We start from the raw sequence: 15,169 nt of genomic DNA, 5'->3' as shown, positions 1-15,169 counted from the left end.
GTACATGAAAGGCGATAAGCAAGTCATTGCTCATTTGAACAAAACCCTGGCCAATGAGCTGGTGGCAATTAATCAGTACTTTTTGCATTCGCGGATGTATGACGACTGGGGCTTGAAGAAGCTCGGCGCACACGAGTATCACGAATCCATCGATGAGATGAAGCACGCAGATTTGCTGATTAAGCGAATCTTATTTTTAGAAGGTCTGCCGAACCTGCAGGATCTTGGCAAGCTGATGATCGGTGAAAACACTGAGGAGATGCTGAAATCAGATTTGGCTTTGGAAAACAAAGCCATTCCTGATTTGCGTGAGGCGATTGCCTACTGCGAGAGTGTTAGTGATTACGGTAGTCGCGATTTATTTCAGCATATTTTGGATGCTGAGGAAGAGCATGTGGATTGGCTGGAAACGCAGCTAGGCTTGATTGAAAAAGTCGGCCTACAGAACTATTTGCAAACGCAGATGGAAGGGGCTGATAGCTGAGGCTTTTGGCGGTGAGCTGAGAACAGCATGAGGAGTGGATGAGGACTGCGCTACGGCTTCGCCTATTCGCGCCGACCTCATCCACTCCTCATGCTTTCGGAGCTCGCGCAGGCTCTTCTGAAGCAAATATTTTCTTGGGCCGCCAAGCCTGCCTGATAAGAAATAGGCTAGCTTTTTTCGCGGCAGCGCTAGGTCGGCGCTATGCATTTCTCGGATGACACTCCCCTTCTACCTCATGTTTACCCATAACGCATGCACAGAGCCGGGAAGAACAAAAAGCAAGCACAAAATAATGTTTAGTATCAGATGCTTGCCTACACCTTCTTTTATAAATACGGCTACTGGCGGTAAAAAAATCGACAGTAGGATCATGATCAGTTTGCTCATGTGAAGCTCCAAGCTTGGTGGTGATGTCGCACTTTAGTGTATTTTTGAACTTGATTTCATTCAAAGTAAAAAGTTAGTTAGCACTCTGCATGATTCAGTTTATGCCTAACTTGCTCATTCGATAGGCCTTGGATCTCGACAACCTTATGCTGAGATGTCTTGCCTGAAACAACGCTAACGCTTTTTTCAGGTAGACCAAGGCTAGTTGCTAGCACAAGCACCACTGCCGCATTCGCCTTCCCTTTCTCGGGCTGAGCTGCCACTCGAATTTTTAGCGAATCCCCTAGCCATCCAGATACTTCAGACTTCGAGGCGCCTGGAACTACTTTCACGCTAAGCCTAACTAGCACATTTTTTTTATATGTCATGCAGCAATCGCTTCTCATTAAATTAAAAATCAAAATAAATAGTCACGCCATAATGCTTAAGCTCTCGCACCATAGCGGAGCAAGCAGGCCATCAACAATCCTAAGTTGGTGCGAAATTTATTAAAAAACAGGCTATTTCCCATTTTTTTTGTGGCACAGCTCTTGCTCTTACAAACATATCGTTTGGTTCTTCATGCTCAATACCCAAGCATAGCAGAGAGCATTTTCTTGAAGAAAAATCAGGGAAAAGTGAGTAAATCTTAGGCATTTATAAAACGCACGAGTGATACCAAATGGCTAGCCCTTTACCTTTAAAAGAGAAATCTTATGTCCTACTTAGCACCCTCTGAGTTTGTTACAAAAATGGTAGACTCTGGAGAATCAAAAGTCTTCATGTCTACTCGTGACACCTTAATTCGTGCCTATATGGCTGGTGCAATCTTAGCTTTAGCTGCTGTTTTTGCGATTACTATTGCCGTTCAAACTGGTTCATTTCTGCTTGGCGCAATTTTATTCCCCGTCGGTTTTTGCATGCTCTACTTAATGGGATTTGACTTGTTAACTGGCGTCTTTGTGCTGGCACCGTTGGCCTTACTTGATAAACGCCCTGGTGTTACAGTTTCCGGCGTACTAAGAAACTGGGGCTTAGTTTTCTTAGGAAACTTTGCTGGCGCCTTAACCGTTGCAGCCATGATGGCTTTTGTTTTCACCTACGGCTTCAATACTGATGCAGGCGCCGTTGGCACGAAAGTAGCTAGTATCGGTGAAGCACGTACATTAGGTTATGCTCAATATGGAGTAGATGGCTGGCTGACTATTTTTATTCGTGGCATGCTTTGCAACTGGATGGTATCTTTAGGTGTTGTTGGGGCGATGATATCAACATCAGTTAGCGGAAAAGTTATTGCCATGTGGATGCCAATATTCCTATTTTTCTTTATGGGATTTGAGCACTCTGTAGTTAATATGTTTTTGTTTCCATTCGGCTTAATCATGGGTGGAGACTTCTCTATTGCAGACTATTTAATATGGAATGAAATCCCTACCGCTTTGGGCAACTTAGTTGGCGGCCTTGCTTTTACTGGCCTCACTTTATATTCAACGCATGTTAGAACTGCACCTAAGCGCAATGCATAATAATGAATAACCTGAAAGTTAGTATTGGGCAGTACTCTGACAAAGGCCGAAAGTTAGAGAACCAAGACTTTCATGGTATTCATATTCCTGAAGATTCTTTACGTGGAATCAAAGGTATTGCTGTTGCAATGGCTGATGGCATTAGTAGTAGTGCCGTCAGCCATATAGCTAGTCAAACCGCGATACAAAGCTTTTTGCAAGACTATTACTGCACGTCTGAGGCTTGGTCCGTTAAAGGCTCGGCTGAACGCGTTCTATCTGCCACCAACTCATGGCTTTATTCACAAACTATGAGTAGCCCACATCGCTATGACAAAGATAAGGGCTATGTCTGTACATTTAGCGCACTAATTATAAAAGGTCACTCTGCGCATATTCTCCATATTGGCGATACAAGAATATATCGCTTTAATAGTAATGGCCTAGAGCAACTCACTAATGATCATCGTCTATGGGCTACGCAAGATAAAAGCTACCTAAGTCGCGCACTAGGCATTGAGTCAAAATGCAACTCTGACTATCAATTACTAAGCGTTAACGCAGGCGATATTTTTATTATTACCACTGACGGAGTTTATGAGTTCGTTAGTGCGCAAGATATAGTTTCAACACTAGAACAGCACCACGACAACCTAAATGCTGCTGCACAAGCCATTACTACTCTAGCGTATGAACAAGGTAGCGATGACAATCTTAGCATTCAAATTGTGCGAATCGATAATCTGCCAGAGCAGGCAGTAAATCACGTTAAGCAACAAATAGAGCAGCTACCATTTCCACCCGAACTCAGAGGGCGGATGGTGTTTGATGGCTACACTATTCTTCGAGAAATTCATGTTAACTCCAGAAGCCATGTCTACTTAGCACAAGATAACGCATCAAAAAAGCAGGTAGTTTTAAAAACTCCCTCAGTTGACCTAGGCGGAAATGAAGACTATTTAGAGCACTTCTTGATGGAGGAGTGGGTTGCTAGGCGCATTAATAATACCCACGTCATGAAAGCAGAATTGCCAGACAGACCGCGAAATTATATTTATACCGTATTCGAATTCATCAAAGGCAAAACTCTAGCTCAGTGGGCAATAGACAACCCAAAAGCCGATATCGAAGCCGTCCGCAGTATTGTGGAGCAAATTACCAAAGGGCTATATGCTTTTCATCGCATGGAGATGCTGCATCAGGACTTACGACCTGAAAATATTATGATCGATACAGATGGTGTCATTAAAATAATCGACTTCGGCGCTGTTAGCATCGCTGGGCTACAAGAAACAACGATAGAGCAGCCAGCCACCTACTTACAAGGCACAGCTCTTTACAGTGCGCCGGAGTATTTTTTGGGCGAATATGGCACAACACGATCAGAATTATTCTCTCTAGGAGTAATTACCTACTATCTTTTATCTGGACGCTATCCTTATGACACTAATGTCGCAAAAACTAAGACTTTATCCGCCCAAAAGAAGCTTTGGTATCGTAGCGTGCTTGAAGAGGACCGAGAAATCCCTAAATGGGTAGATTATGCTATTCAAAAAGCGGTTCATCCATTACCAAGCCAGCGTTACGAGGAAATATTTGAGTTTACTCATGACTTGCGCCAGCCAAGTAAGCAGTTTTTAAACAAAATACGCCCTCCACTGATTGAGCGAAATCCAGTAGCAGTATGGCAAGCAATATCATCAATACTACTTATGATTATTTTATATTTACTTAGCCTAGGACAGTAAATAAAAATATATTATCGCCAGGCCACAAAGGCTAACCATGATATATATTCGCTAGGAGCTTACTAAGGTTATCTTCAAAAAAGTAGTAAAAAAGCTAGTTAACGCCCAGCATGATTCAGTTTATGCCTAACTTGTTCATTCGATAGGTCTTGGATTTCGATAACCTTATGCGGAGGCGTCTTGCCTTAAACAGCGCTAACGTTAAGACGAGCAAGCGAGCTGTCAGCGCTACTCATCCTCTACAACTACCGCTATTTTTAGCGCATGAGCATCTTCGCCCAAATTAAATTTATTGCCAAAATAGAGTGTGGCATCGCCTTTTTGATGGGCAACTAGTCTACAAACGGTGCCGCCAAATAAGACTCCAGGCTCACGGAATGGGATGAAGCTTCTGGTATTTTCGCACTCAATACTGGCTATCTCTGGCGCGGCACTGATCATCCAAGGGTAGTAACCCCACCAACCCGGAAAGCCATTGCCAATTGCTAAAACCTCAGCGGCTTCACCGACCTTTATTTGCAAGGATGGTTCTGCGTCAGGATTTTTCAGCAGCGATTTATAACTTAGCCTTACTCCAGCGCAGCCTTGAAGAAGCACCGCCAGCAGAGCTAGGCATACTATTTTATTGCAGTATATTTTCATGTTCTTCGCAGCAGCCCTCTGACAGTAGGTGAACTCTTAGCACAAGAGCCCCCATTGAGAAAAGTCGTCGGCAATAGAGCCCCTCGCTACGGCTTCGCCTATTCGCGAGAGGCTCTATTGCCGACGACTCAGTTGACGCTGGTGGAGATAGTGGCGGTGCGAATAGGCGCAGCCGTAGCACAGCCACTATCTCCACCAGCGCCAACCAACTTAAACCTCAAGCTGCTTCCGCTTCCGATACTCGATCGGAGTTTCCTGAGTCCACCGTTTAAACGCCCGATAAAACGTGCTCGGCTCGGCAAATCCCGTCAAATACACAATCTGCTCAATACTCTCATCGGTGCGAGCCAATAAACGCCGCGCCAACCGTGAGCGGTAGTCTGCTAGCACATGATTAAAGCTTGTGCCCGCCTCCTCCAGCTCAGTCCGCAAACGCCGCGCCGGCATGCCGATGCGCTGCGCCACCGCCTCTAACGTGGTATCGCCCGACTCTAGCATCTCACCAATTGCTCGCTTCACTGCTTCAACTAAATCCAAACGCTCAAGCTCAGCGAGCTTCTCGTTAGCCATTTTTTCATGCAGACGCAGCAAGCTCGGCTCGGCATGCCAAACCTGGTGGTCAAGCACTCGCATATCAAAATAGATCCGATTTTCGCTGCAGCCTAGCGTTACTGGGCAGCCATAAACGCGTTCGTATTCGGCCGGAGATGCGCCTTCCACATGCGTGAAGTGCACGGCGAGTGGCTGAAAGTGACCATCGGTAAGCGAGCCAAAAAAGCGGATCACACCCATCACTAGTGCTTCGGCAAAATGACGCATGCCGGTGGCATCGGCAATGTCGGCGAGATAGCAGTGATTACCATCGATTACTAAGCGCGAGGTAATGGCATCGCTCAATAAGCGCTGATACGCCAAGGCGCGGTGCAGACCTTCGCCAAAAGTGGGGCTGGATGAAATGAGGTATTCGAGCACCTGGCCGCGATAGACCGGTAGATGCTCGCCTAAGTGCAGGCCGATATGAGGGTCGCCGGAGATGTCTTCGAGTGCGCGCCAAAACATGGCTTGACCGGCAAATGGCGTGCGCTCGGGCGACTCAACATCAAGCCAGTTAGGTGAAACTTTGGCTTGTAGCAAGATAGCTTCGACCGGCAATCCAGCCTTGAGCATGGCCTGATAGGCCAGTCGCAGCAAAATCGGCGCGTCCGTTCGCTCAGTCATCAGCAAGTCTCAATTATCGTCGGCGCAAGGGGTCTCATCATGAGCCCGAGTCTACTCGCATTTTGCCGCGGCGCAGACAAAGCCTATGCCGCGAGTAGGCCTTATCCGATAAAGCGACGAGCATTGCGGAACATGCGCATCCACGGGCCGTCTTCTTGCCATTCTTGCGGATGCCAGCTGTGTTGCACGGCACGGAATACGCGCTCGGGATGCGGCATCATGATGGTGGCGCGGCCATCGCGACTGGTCACGCCGGCAATGCCGTGTGGCGAGCCATTGGGATTGAGCGGGTACTGCTGCGTGCGGCGGCCATAACCATCGACCCAGCCGAGAGCAACCAAGCCTTGTTCGCCCAGAGCCGCCAACGTGCTAGCGTCGTGATGCGCGCGGCCTTCGCCATGAGCCACGGCGATGGGCATAGTGGAGCCGGCCATTCCCGCTAAAAATAACGAAGGCGATTCCGGCACTTCAACCAAGCAAGTTCGCGCCTCAAAGACTTCGCTGCGGTTGCGGGCAAAGGTTGGCCACATATCCGCGCCAGGAATGAGCGCCTTCAGTTGCGAGAGCATTTGGCAGCCATTGCACACGCCTAAGCTAAAGGTGTCTGGGCGAGCAAAGAAGGCCGCGAATTCATCACGCACATGTTCGGTGAAGAGGATGGATTTAGCCCAGCCACCGCCAGCGCCGAGCACGTCGCCATAAGAGAAGCCACCGCAAGCGACAAGGCCAACGAAGTCCTTCAATGACACACGACGGCTGATGAGATCGCTCATGTGCACATCGATCGCGGTAAAACCGGCGCGATGGAATGCTGCAGCCATCTCGGTTTGGCCATTGACGCCCTGCTCACGCAAGATCGCCACGCGTGGACGAATGCCGCTAGCAATAAACGGTGCGGCGATGTCGTCATTGATATCGAAACTAAGTTTGGCAAATAAGCCGGGGGCTGGCTCGGCCAAGGCCTTGAATTCCTCTTCGGCGCAGTCGGCGTTATCGCGCAGCGCTTGCATGCGATAGCTGGTCTCGGCCCACAACTGTTGAGCACGCGAGCGCGGCAGGCTTAAGCGAGCCTTGCCTTTCAGGCTGATGTTCAATTCTTCACGGCTATTAAGGCCGCCAAGCACGTGCACATGACCGGCAACTAGCGTATTGGCAAAAGCAGCTTTCACCGCCTCAGCATCGCTGGCACGGACTTGCAGCACAGCACCTAACTCTTCGCTAAATAGTGCGGCTAAGACATCAGCCTCGCTATCACTGTCGGCTATCGCGTCGAGGGCGACGTTGACACCAACACGGCCGGCGAAGGCCATTTCCGCCAAAGTGGCCCAGAGGCCGCCATCGCTGCGATCGTGATAGGCCAGCAAACGGCCATCGGCATTGAGCGTTTGGATGCCATCGAAGAAGGCTTGTAAGAGCATGGGGTCATCGACATCGGCAGGCGTCGTGCCGACTTGGCTATAAACCTGCGCCAAGGCGGAGCCGCCGAGGCGGTTATGGCCACGACCAAGATCGATCAGCACTAGCACTGTATCGTCGATATCGCGGCGTAATTCAGGGGTGAGTGTGGCGCGAATATCAGTCACAGGAGCGAAGCCGGTGACCACTAATGACAGCGGCGAGGTCACTGATTTTGATTCATCGCCATCCTGCCAAACTGTTCGCATAGACATCGAGTCTTTGCCCACCGGAATGGTTAAGTTCAGCGCTGGGCATAACTCCATGCCCACTGCGTAGACGGCGTCATAGAGGTTTTCATCTTCTTTGCCAGCGCCAGCGGCGGCCATCCAGTTCGCCGACAGTTTAATGTCGGAGAGCTTGGCAATGCGCGATGCCGCCATATTGGTGATGGTCTCACCAACGGCCAAGCGTGCAGAGGCAGCGGCGTTGAGTATGGCCACGGGCGTGCGTTCACCCATCGCCATGGCCTCGCCGGTGTAGCCATTGAAACCTGTCGCGGTTACTGCGACATCAGCTACCGGCACTTGCCATGGGCCGACCATTTGCTCGCGCGCCACTAAGCCAGTAATTGAACGGTCGCCAATGGTGATCAAGAATTGCTTTGAGGCTACCGAAGGCAGCTGCAAAACTCGTTCGGCGGCGTCTAGCGCAGTGACATCACGCAAGTTGAGCGCGGTTTGTGTGAGCACTTGGCGCTGAAAGCTGCGCTGCATTTTTGGTGTTTTGCCGAGCAACACCGACATCGGCATATCGACTGGGGCATTACCAAAATGCGCATCTTCTACGCGCAGATGGCGTACTTCTTTTGCCTCACCCAAGACCGCAAACAAGGCCCGCTCGCGCTCACAAAGCTCAGTAAATAGCTGCAAGCTGCTTGGGCGAATAGCCAAAACATAGCGCTCTTGCGCTTCGTTGCACCAAATTTCAACTGGTGCCATGCCGCGCTCTAAGCTCGGGATAGCACGTAAATTCAAGGTTGCGCCAAGCTCGTGATCATTGACCAATTCGGGCATGGCGTTGGACAAGCCACCGGCACCAACATCGTGAACTGAAACAATAGGGTTGGCTGCACCCAAACCCCAGCAGGCATCAATGACTTCTTGCGCCCGACGCTCCATTTCAGGGTTTTCGCGCTGCACTGAGGCGAAGTCTAGGTTCTCTGCGCTGGCGCCACTGGCCATCGACGAAGCTGCACCACCACCTAGGCCGATGAGCAGTGCTGGGCCGCCGAGCACAATCAATAGATCGCCGGGCTCAATCGGATTTTTCTGCACATGGTCATCGCGAATATTGCCGTAGCCGCCAGCGATCATGATGGGCTTGTGATAGCCCATGACTTCGGAGCCATGAACACCGTTGACGCGCAGCTCGAAGGAACGAAAATAACCGCACAGGGCTGGGCGACCAAATTCGTTATTAAATGCCGCACCGCCAAGTGGGCCTTGCAGCATGATGTCGCGCGCAGTGACGATGCGATCGGGCTTGCCATATGGTGTTTCCCATGGCTGCACAAAGCCGGGGATATTCAAGTTCGATACCGTAAAGCCAGTGAGTCCCGCCTTGGGTTTGCCACCGCGACCGGTCGCACCTTCATCACGGATTTCACCACCAGAGCCTGTCGCTGCACCGGCAAATGGCGCAATCGCGGTCGGGTGGTTATGCGTTTCCACTTTCATCAAAATATGCACGGGCTCGTGATTAAAGCCGTAAGCGTGGCCGCCATTGAGGCGATAAAAACGATCAGCTTCGCTGCCGGCAATGACCGCGGCGTTATCGTGATAAGCCGATAAAATGCCGACACTGTAATTGGCGTAGGTGTTTTTGATCATGCCAAATAGCGTGTGCGGCGCAGCCTTGCCGTCAATCACCCAGCTGGCATTGAAAATTTTGTGGCGGCAATGCTCGGAGTTGGCCTGAGCAAACATCATCAGCTCGATGTCGTGCGGGTTGCGGCCCAAGCGCGTGAAGTTGTCGACCAGATAATCCACTTCGTCATCGCTCAGCGCAAAGCCGTGGGTTTGGTTGGCCTCAGCTAAAGCTTCACGGCCACCACCTAAAACATCGATAGATTTCAGCTCACGCGGCGCTTCTTGGCGAAATAAAATGCTGGCGTCCGCAGGAGCATTAAGCACCGCTTCAGTCATGCGATCGTGAAGCAGCGCAGTGACTTGCTGCCAATCGGCAGCGCTCAAACTTTCAGCGCCAGCCACCCAATACTCAGTGGCGCGCTCGATGCGGCGCACGGCAGCCAAGCCGGTATTGTGGGCAATATCGGTAGCTTTCGATGACCATGGCGAAATAGTTCCTGGCCGTGGCACCACTACCGCCACTCGGCCCTGCTCGCTGGCATCAAACTCATCGCCATAATGTAAGAGTGCTTGCAGCGACTCTGGAGCTTCGCTTAAGTCAGTGTCGACAATGTGCAGCCAACGTGCGGAGACCGCCTGAATGCTGGGCTGAAGCTCTCGCAAGGTGTCCAACAAACGTTGTTGACGGAAGGCGGTGAGCGCAGAAGCGCCGGGCAGAAGCAGCATAGTGGAGTCTCGCGTGCCAAAGAGGAAAAATCTGAGGTGCATAGTGTAGCAAAAACAGCTGCCGACGGACGGCTGATCGTCACATTAGCGCAGTCTGTATTCGCGGCCAGCGCCGAGACATTGTCGGACAATCTAGCGAGCTTCATCGGGTCAGGTTGGACGCTCAGCCTTCCTAGCCCTACACTGCAAGCAACTCAGAGAAGACAAGTTGAGGTGCCACATGGCTATTAAACGCCCACCAAAGCGTCTAAGCCCGCATCGCCAAGCTATTAAAATGCTCAAACGCATTAACCGCCGCCACGTTAAAGTCGCGGTAGCGGGCACATTAGCAGCTAGCACACTGGCCTTGCAGCCTATGCAAAATGCTTTGGACATGGTGCGTAGCAGTGGTGAACTTCACCTCGTCGGCGTCTCTAGCCCCAGCACATTCTTCCAGCAAGATGGCCATACTCACGGCCTGCAGTTCGAGCTTGCGCAGCAGTTTGCTAATGAACTCGGCGTAAAACTCGTTGTCGACTCAGTCACATCACCGCACCGAGTCTTGCAATCGATTCGTCGCAATCAAGCTCAACTCGCACTCACTGGCATTACCGCCGACGACCCTCGCCTTGAGCGTTTGCGCGTTAGCAACCCAGTCATTGAAGTTCAGCAGCAGCTGGTTCAGCGCAATGATCAGCGCATGCCCAAAGATATCTCAGGGCTTACCGGCAAAGTCGTTGGTGTCGTCGCAGGCAGCACCGAGGCCCAGCATTTAAAAGACTCTGTGCGCGAAGTTGAAAACGTCAAAATCATCGAGATTCGCCAAGGCAAAAGCCTCGACTTATTAGGCTTGCTCGATGAAGGCCGAGTCGATTTTGTCGCGATGAATTCGCGCGAATTCGACGCCTTCCGCCCACTCTTCCCTAATCTTCGCGACAGCATGTCGCTTGAGCGCACCGATGCAGTGTCTTGGGTGTTCATGAAGTCTGGTGATCACAGCCTTTACCAAGCCGCCCAAGACTTCTTAGTGCGCAAACAAGCCGATGGCACTTTGCAGCGTTTGGCCGAGTTTTATAGCAATGGCAACGTCTTCGACAGCTATGGCGCCAAGCATTTCAATCGCGATATTGCTAACCGCTTGCCGCATTATCAATCGTTGTTTGAGCGCGAGAGCACCGCCACCGATGTCGACTGGCGTCTACTTGCGGCCATTGCCTATCAAGAGTCGAAATGGAACCCCAACGCTGTGTCACCAACAGGTGTTAAAGGCCTGATGATGCTGACGCAGGGAACTGCCTCGATGATGGGCGTAAAAAATCGTGAGCATGCCGGCCAAAGCATTCATGGTGGCAGCGCCTACTTCAAATACATTCACGATCGTATGCCAGAGAGCGTTGCCGAGCCTGATCGCACGTGGATGGCGCTGGCTTCATACAATATGGGCCCTGCGCATATTTTGCGCGCCCGCAAACTCACCGAGCGCAATGGCGGCGATGCCAATAGCTGGCTCGATGTGTCGCGTAATTTACGCCAGTTAGCGCAGGATAATCGTCGCCAAGGCCGCTCTGTGCCGGATGTTGGCCAAGGCCTGCATTATGTCCAGCAGGTTCGTCGTTATTACGATGCCATCGCACTCAATACGCAGGTGACGCTGAGCAAAACTCAGGTGGCATCACTTGATTTTGATATTAGTAATTCGACCACGCAGTAAATTCTGTACGCTCTGCCTACTTACTGCGCTCGATACACGCAGTCTTAGCACCCGCAAAATCTACGCACTAGTGCCCTAAATACGCCGCCCGCACACGTGGGTCGGCAGCCAGCGCTTTTGCCTCGCCGCTCAGCGTGATAACACCTGACTCCATGACATAAGCTCGCTGCGCAATTTCCAGCGCTTGGCGGGCATTTTGCTCAACCAACAGCACTGCCACACCCTCGCTAGCTATCCGCTCAATCAGTCGAAAAATCTGCTCAACCAAAATTGGGGCCAGGCCCATCGACGGCTCATCGAGCAGTAATAATTTCGGCCGGCTCATTAGTGCGCGAGCAATCGCTAACATTTGCTGCTCACCACCCGATAACGTGCCAGCCAACTGCCCACGACGCTCCGCTAAGCGCGGAAACTGCTCTAATTGCTGCGCTAAATCGTGGGCGATTTGCGAGCTATCATTGCGGCAGTAAGCACCCATTTGTAAGTTTTCCAGCACCGTGAGTTTGGCAAAAATACCCCGCCCTTCTGGTACCAATGCTAGGCCGCGCCCTACTCGCTCATGCGCCGGCAAACGGCTTAAGTCGACACCGTCATAGGTCAATGAGCCAGCCGCTTTTAGCAGTCCGCCAAGAGCACCCATGGTCGATGTTTTACCCGCGCCATTGGCCCCAATAAGCGAGACCAGCTCGCCAGCCTGCACATCCAAGCTGATGCCGCGTACGGCTTCAATGCCACCGTAATGCACGGTGAGGTCACGCACGCTCAGTAAGCTCATGCCTCACCTCCCAAATACGCCGCAATCACGCGTGGATCTTGACGAATAGCTGCTGGCTCGCCTTCGGCTATCAGCTCACCAAAGTCGAGCACGGCCAAGCGATCACATAAACTCATCATCAGTTTTACATCGTGCTCAATCAGCAACACGGTGATGCCGTCATCGCGAATGCGGGTGAGCAATACGCGCAGCGCCTCAGTCTCGGTTGGGTTCATGCCGGCAGCAGGCTCATCGAGCGCTAATAATGACGGCCGTGTGGCCAAGGCGCGGGCAATTTCTAGGCGGCGCTGGTCGCCATATGACAGTTCATTAGCTAGGCGCGAAGCACAGCTGCGCGGCAGGCCAACGTAGTCGAGCAACTCAAACGCACGCGCTCGAATGCTGGCTTCTTCGGTGCGAGCGTTCGCGGTATTAAACAAGGTAGCAAACAGGCCTATGCCACTGTGGCGATGGCAGCCCACCATGATGTTTTCTAAGGCGCTCATATAGTGAAACAGGCGAATATTCTGAAACGTTCGCGCAATACCACGAATGACGATTTCGTAGGGCTTCAAATTCAACGGCAAGGCTTGGCCGCGCAATACGCGAGTGCCGGTATCGGCGGTATACATGCCGGTGATGATATTAAACAGCGTGGTTTTACCGGCGCCATTGGGGCCAATCAGGCCATAAATAGTGCCTTCGGGAATGCTTAAATCGATGCCCTTTAAAGCCTTAACACCGCCGAAGCGCTTGCTGATATCACGCAGCTGCAAAAGCTCAGTCATGCTTCAGCTCCTGCGCGCGCCGGGCCGATGGCCAGAGCCCGCCAGGACGATAGAGCATGACCAGAATCATCGAAAGGCCGAACAGCAACATGCGCAAGTTTTCCGGATCGACAACTTGATGGCCAAATAGCTGCTGCTGCAAAGGGCTAATAACTTCTCGCAAAATCTCTGGCGTGATGGTCAGTAAAAACGCTCCCAACAGCACGCCTGGGATATGCCCCATGCCGCCGAGCACCACCATGCACAGCACCATGACCGACTCCATCAACGTGAAGCTTTCAGGGCTAACAAAGCCCTGAAACGAGGCAAATAGCGCTCCGCCAACACCACCAAAGCTCGCGCCCATGGCGAAGGCTAATAGCTTCATATTGCGCGTATTAATGCCCATGGCAGTCGCCGCTACTTCATCCTCGCGAATGGCAACCCAGGCGCGACCAATGCGGGAGTTTTCTAAGCGGCGGCAGGCCACTACGGCAATAATAACCAACGCGAGTAGCACATAGAAGTACAGCTGCGCACTGACCAAGTTGACCACGCCAAAGTTTAAGCCTTGGTCAAAACTCCAGCCACCAACGCTTAAAGTATCGATGCCGCTAATGCCTTGCGGGCCATTGGTAATGTTTATTGGTCGATCAAGATTATTGATAAACAAGCGTACGATTTCGCCGAAACCCAAGGTGACAATGGCGAGATAGTCGCCGCGTAGCCGCAAAGTTGGCGCGCCGAGCATGGCGCCAACCACAGCCGCGATAGCTGCCGCGATAGGTAAAATCAGCCAGGGCGACCAATGCATATCCCAGTGTGGCGAGGCTAGTAGCGCAAAGACATAAGCGCCAACGGCGTAGAAGGCGATGAAGCCCAAGTCGAGCAAGCCGGCATAGCCAACAACGATATTTAGCCCTAGAGCCAAAATGGCGTAGAGCAAGCAGTAGTCGAGGATGCGCACCCAGTACGGCCCAAGCAAAGCGCCCATCCAAAATGGCGCGGTGAGCAGCAGGCCTAATAAAAACCAACGCGCGCGGCCTTGCGCCAATGCCATTAAATTGAACTTCATGGACGGTCCGCCGAGCGTTCGCCAAGCAGGCCCGACGGCCTAAACACCAGCACTAAAATCAGCACTAGAAATGCAAAGACATCCTGATATTGGCTGCCCAAAAAGCCGCCAGTCAGGTCGCCAATATAGCCCGCACCTAAGCTTTCAATAATGCCCAATAGCAAGCCGCCAACGACTGCCCCTGCAAGGTTACCAATACCGCCAAGCACGGCAGCAGAGAAGGCTTTTAGGCCAAGCATAAAGCCCATATAGGCATGAGCTTGGCCATAATTAGCACTAACCATCACACCCGCGACCGCCGCCAGTATCGAGCCGATAACAAAGGCACTAGCGACAACACGATCAACGGAGACGCCCATCAGGCGAGCAACCGATGGTGACTGCGCCGCAGCGCGCATGGCACGGCCAAGTTTGGTGCGATGCACGAGTAGCAAGAGCGCGCCCATCAACACCGCTGAGAGCAGCACAATGACGCCCTGCACTGGCATAAAAGTGGCGGAGCCAAGGTGGATTGGTTCACTGGGCAAAATTGCAGGAAAAGGAATGTATTGGCGACCCCAGATCATCATGGCGACGTTTTGCAGCACGATGGAAACACCGATGGCGGTGATCAGCGGCGCTAAACGCGGCGCGCCACGCAGCGGTCGATAGGCGAAGCGCTCAATACCCATGCCCAGCAAAGCGCAAACCGGAATCGCCAGCAGCAAGCTAAACGCAATGAGTAACACCGGTGACAAGGGCAAATGCATGCCGAGCAACCAACTCAATACGCTGATGGTGACCATGGCGCCGATCATCACCACCTCGCCATGAGCGAAGTTAATTAGCCCCAAAATGCCATACACCAAGGTGTAGCCAAGCGCGATCAATGCGTAAATGCTGCCTAAAATCAGGCCATTGAGTAACTGTTGCTGCAACACATCCATGG

13 protein-coding genes are annotated in these 15,169 nt (G+C 51.8%); 4 read left to right on the top strand and 9 right to left on the bottom strand.

Features of this window, described 5'->3' with window-relative positions; all coding sequences use genetic code 11:
- Window positions 1-4: 4 nt before the first annotated feature.
- Window positions 5-484 (top strand): bacterioferritin, encoded by a 480-nt coding sequence (bfr, locus tag ACFQ0F_RS00420; protein WP_379067860.1) that lies wholly within the window; start codon window positions 5-7, stop codon window positions 482-484.
- A gap of 228 nt (window positions 485-712) precedes the next feature.
- Here bfr and ACFQ0F_RS00415 read toward each other — a convergent pair whose 3' ends face one another.
- Together ACFQ0F_RS00415 and ACFQ0F_RS00410 are read right to left on the bottom strand one after the other, a co-directional pair.
- Complete coding sequence (locus ACFQ0F_RS00415) at window positions 713-856, bottom strand: YqaE/Pmp3 family membrane protein (protein WP_379072051.1); 144 nt, start codon at window positions 854-856, stop codon at window positions 713-715.
- A gap of 92 nt (window positions 857-948) precedes the next feature.
- Window positions 949-1,239, bottom strand: a complete 291-nt coding sequence (locus ACFQ0F_RS00410; protein ID WP_379067857.1) for a DUF167 domain-containing protein — start codon at window positions 1,237-1,239, stop codon at window positions 949-951.
- A gap of 327 nt (window positions 1,240-1,566) precedes the next feature.
- Here ACFQ0F_RS00410 and ACFQ0F_RS00405 point away from each other — a divergent pair, with 327 nt between their 5' ends.
- Complete coding sequence (locus tag ACFQ0F_RS00405; protein ID WP_340675326.1) at window positions 1,567-2,376, top strand: formate/nitrite transporter family protein; 810 nt, start codon at window positions 1,567-1,569, stop codon at window positions 2,374-2,376.
- A gap of 2 nt (window positions 2,377-2,378) precedes the next feature.
- Complete coding sequence (locus tag ACFQ0F_RS00400; RefSeq protein WP_379067853.1) at window positions 2,379-4,103, top strand: protein kinase domain-containing protein; 1,725 nt, start codon at window positions 2,379-2,381, stop codon at window positions 4,101-4,103.
- Window positions 4,104-4,331: 228 nt separating this feature from the next.
- Here the strand turns inward: ACFQ0F_RS00400 and ACFQ0F_RS00395 are convergent, their stop codons facing one another.
- The 3 genes from ACFQ0F_RS00395 to purL form a co-directional block, all read right to left on the bottom strand.
- Window positions 4,332-4,745 (bottom strand): hypothetical protein, encoded by a 414-nt coding sequence (locus ACFQ0F_RS00395; protein WP_379067850.1) that lies wholly within the window; start codon window positions 4,743-4,745, stop codon window positions 4,332-4,334.
- Between the two features lie 210 nt (window positions 4,746-4,955).
- Window positions 4,956-5,963, bottom strand: coding sequence for an AraC family transcriptional regulator (locus tag ACFQ0F_RS00390; protein ID WP_340675323.1), 1,008 nt, complete (start codon window positions 5,961-5,963; stop codon window positions 4,956-4,958).
- 101 nt (window positions 5,964-6,064) lie between these two features.
- A complete protein-coding gene (gene purL, locus ACFQ0F_RS00385) occupies window positions 6,065-9,955 on the bottom strand; it encodes a phosphoribosylformylglycinamidine synthase (RefSeq protein ID WP_379067847.1) in 3,891 nt (1,296 codons plus the stop codon).
- Window positions 9,956-10,175: 220 nt separating this feature from the next.
- On the opposite strand from purL, the gene mltF reads away from it, so the two are divergent.
- A complete protein-coding gene (gene mltF, locus ACFQ0F_RS00380; RefSeq protein WP_340675321.1) occupies window positions 10,176-11,645 on the top strand; it encodes a membrane-bound lytic murein transglycosylase MltF in 1,470 nt (489 codons plus the stop codon).
- A 67-nt stretch (window positions 11,646-11,712) separates the two neighbouring features.
- Here the strand turns inward: mltF and ACFQ0F_RS00375 are convergent, their stop codons facing one another.
- The 4 genes from ACFQ0F_RS00375 to ACFQ0F_RS00360 are packed head-to-tail and all read right to left on the bottom strand — an operon-like array spanning window position 11,713 to window position 15,167.
- A complete protein-coding gene (locus ACFQ0F_RS00375) occupies window positions 11,713-12,420 on the bottom strand; it encodes an ABC transporter ATP-binding protein (protein WP_379067843.1) in 708 nt (235 codons plus the stop codon).
- Window positions 12,417-13,187: an ABC transporter ATP-binding protein gene (locus tag ACFQ0F_RS00370; RefSeq protein ID WP_379067840.1), complete on the bottom strand. Its 771-nt coding sequence runs from the start codon at window positions 13,185-13,187 to the stop codon at window positions 12,417-12,419. Before ACFQ0F_RS00370 ends, ACFQ0F_RS00375 begins: the two co-directional genes overlap by 4 nt.
- On the bottom strand, window positions 13,180-14,241 hold the full coding sequence (locus ACFQ0F_RS00365; protein ID WP_379067837.1) for a branched-chain amino acid ABC transporter permease: 1,062 nt from the start codon (window positions 14,239-14,241) through the stop codon (window positions 13,180-13,182). The genes ACFQ0F_RS00370 and ACFQ0F_RS00365 overlap by 8 nt, the downstream gene beginning before the upstream one ends.
- Window positions 14,238-15,167 carry a branched-chain amino acid ABC transporter permease gene (locus ACFQ0F_RS00360; protein WP_379067834.1) on the bottom strand — a complete coding sequence of 310 codons (930 nt, stop codon included), beginning with the start codon at window positions 15,165-15,167 and terminating at the stop codon, window positions 14,238-14,240. The genes ACFQ0F_RS00365 and ACFQ0F_RS00360 overlap by 4 nt, the downstream gene beginning before the upstream one ends.
- Window positions 15,168-15,169: the final 2 nt, after the last annotated feature.

Source organism: Paraperlucidibaca wandonensis, assembly GCF_042677145.1.
GTDB lineage: Bacteria > Pseudomonadota > Gammaproteobacteria > Pseudomonadales > Moraxellaceae > Perlucidibaca > Perlucidibaca wandonensis.
Note: the sequence above shows the minus strand (reverse complement) of the source record. Positions and strands in the feature narration are given on the sequence as shown.

Coding starts and splice junctions, on each gene's coding strand:
- bfr (WP_379067860.1), top strand. CDS start 5: ATGAAAGGCGATAAGCAAGTCATTGCTCATTTGAACAAAACCCTGGCC.
- ACFQ0F_RS00370 (WP_379067840.1), bottom strand. CDS start 13,187: ATGACTGAGCTTTTGCAGCTGCGTGATATCAGCAAGCGCTTCGGCGGT.
- ACFQ0F_RS00415 (WP_379072051.1), bottom strand. CDS start 856: ATGATCCTACTGTCGATTTTTTTACCGCCAGTAGCCGTATTTATAAAA.
- ACFQ0F_RS00375 (WP_379067843.1), bottom strand. CDS start 12,420: ATGAGCTTACTGAGCGTGCGTGACCTCACCGTGCATTACGGTGGCATT.
- purL (WP_379067847.1), bottom strand. CDS start 9,955: ATGCTGCTTCTGCCCGGCGCTTCTGCGCTCACCGCCTTCCGTCAACAA.
- ACFQ0F_RS00365 (WP_379067837.1), bottom strand. CDS start 14,241: ATGAAGTTCAATTTAATGGCATTGGCGCAAGGCCGCGCGCGTTGGTTT.
- ACFQ0F_RS00410 (WP_379067857.1), bottom strand. CDS start 1,239: ATGACATATAAAAAAAATGTGCTAGTTAGGCTTAGCGTGAAAGTAGTT.
- ACFQ0F_RS00395 (WP_379067850.1), bottom strand. CDS start 4,745: ATGAAAATATACTGCAATAAAATAGTATGCCTAGCTCTGCTGGCGGTG.
- ACFQ0F_RS00405 (WP_340675326.1), top strand. CDS start 1,567: ATGTCCTACTTAGCACCCTCTGAGTTTGTTACAAAAATGGTAGACTCT.
- ACFQ0F_RS00400 (WP_379067853.1), top strand. CDS start 2,379: ATGAATAACCTGAAAGTTAGTATTGGGCAGTACTCTGACAAAGGCCGA.
- ACFQ0F_RS00390 (WP_340675323.1), bottom strand. CDS start 5,963: ATGACTGAGCGAACGGACGCGCCGATTTTGCTGCGACTGGCCTATCAG.
- mltF (WP_340675321.1), top strand. CDS start 10,176: ATGGCTATTAAACGCCCACCAAAGCGTCTAAGCCCGCATCGCCAAGCT.
- ACFQ0F_RS00360 (WP_379067834.1), bottom strand. CDS start 15,167: ATGGATGTGTTGCAGCAACAGTTACTCAATGGCCTGATTTTAGGCAGC.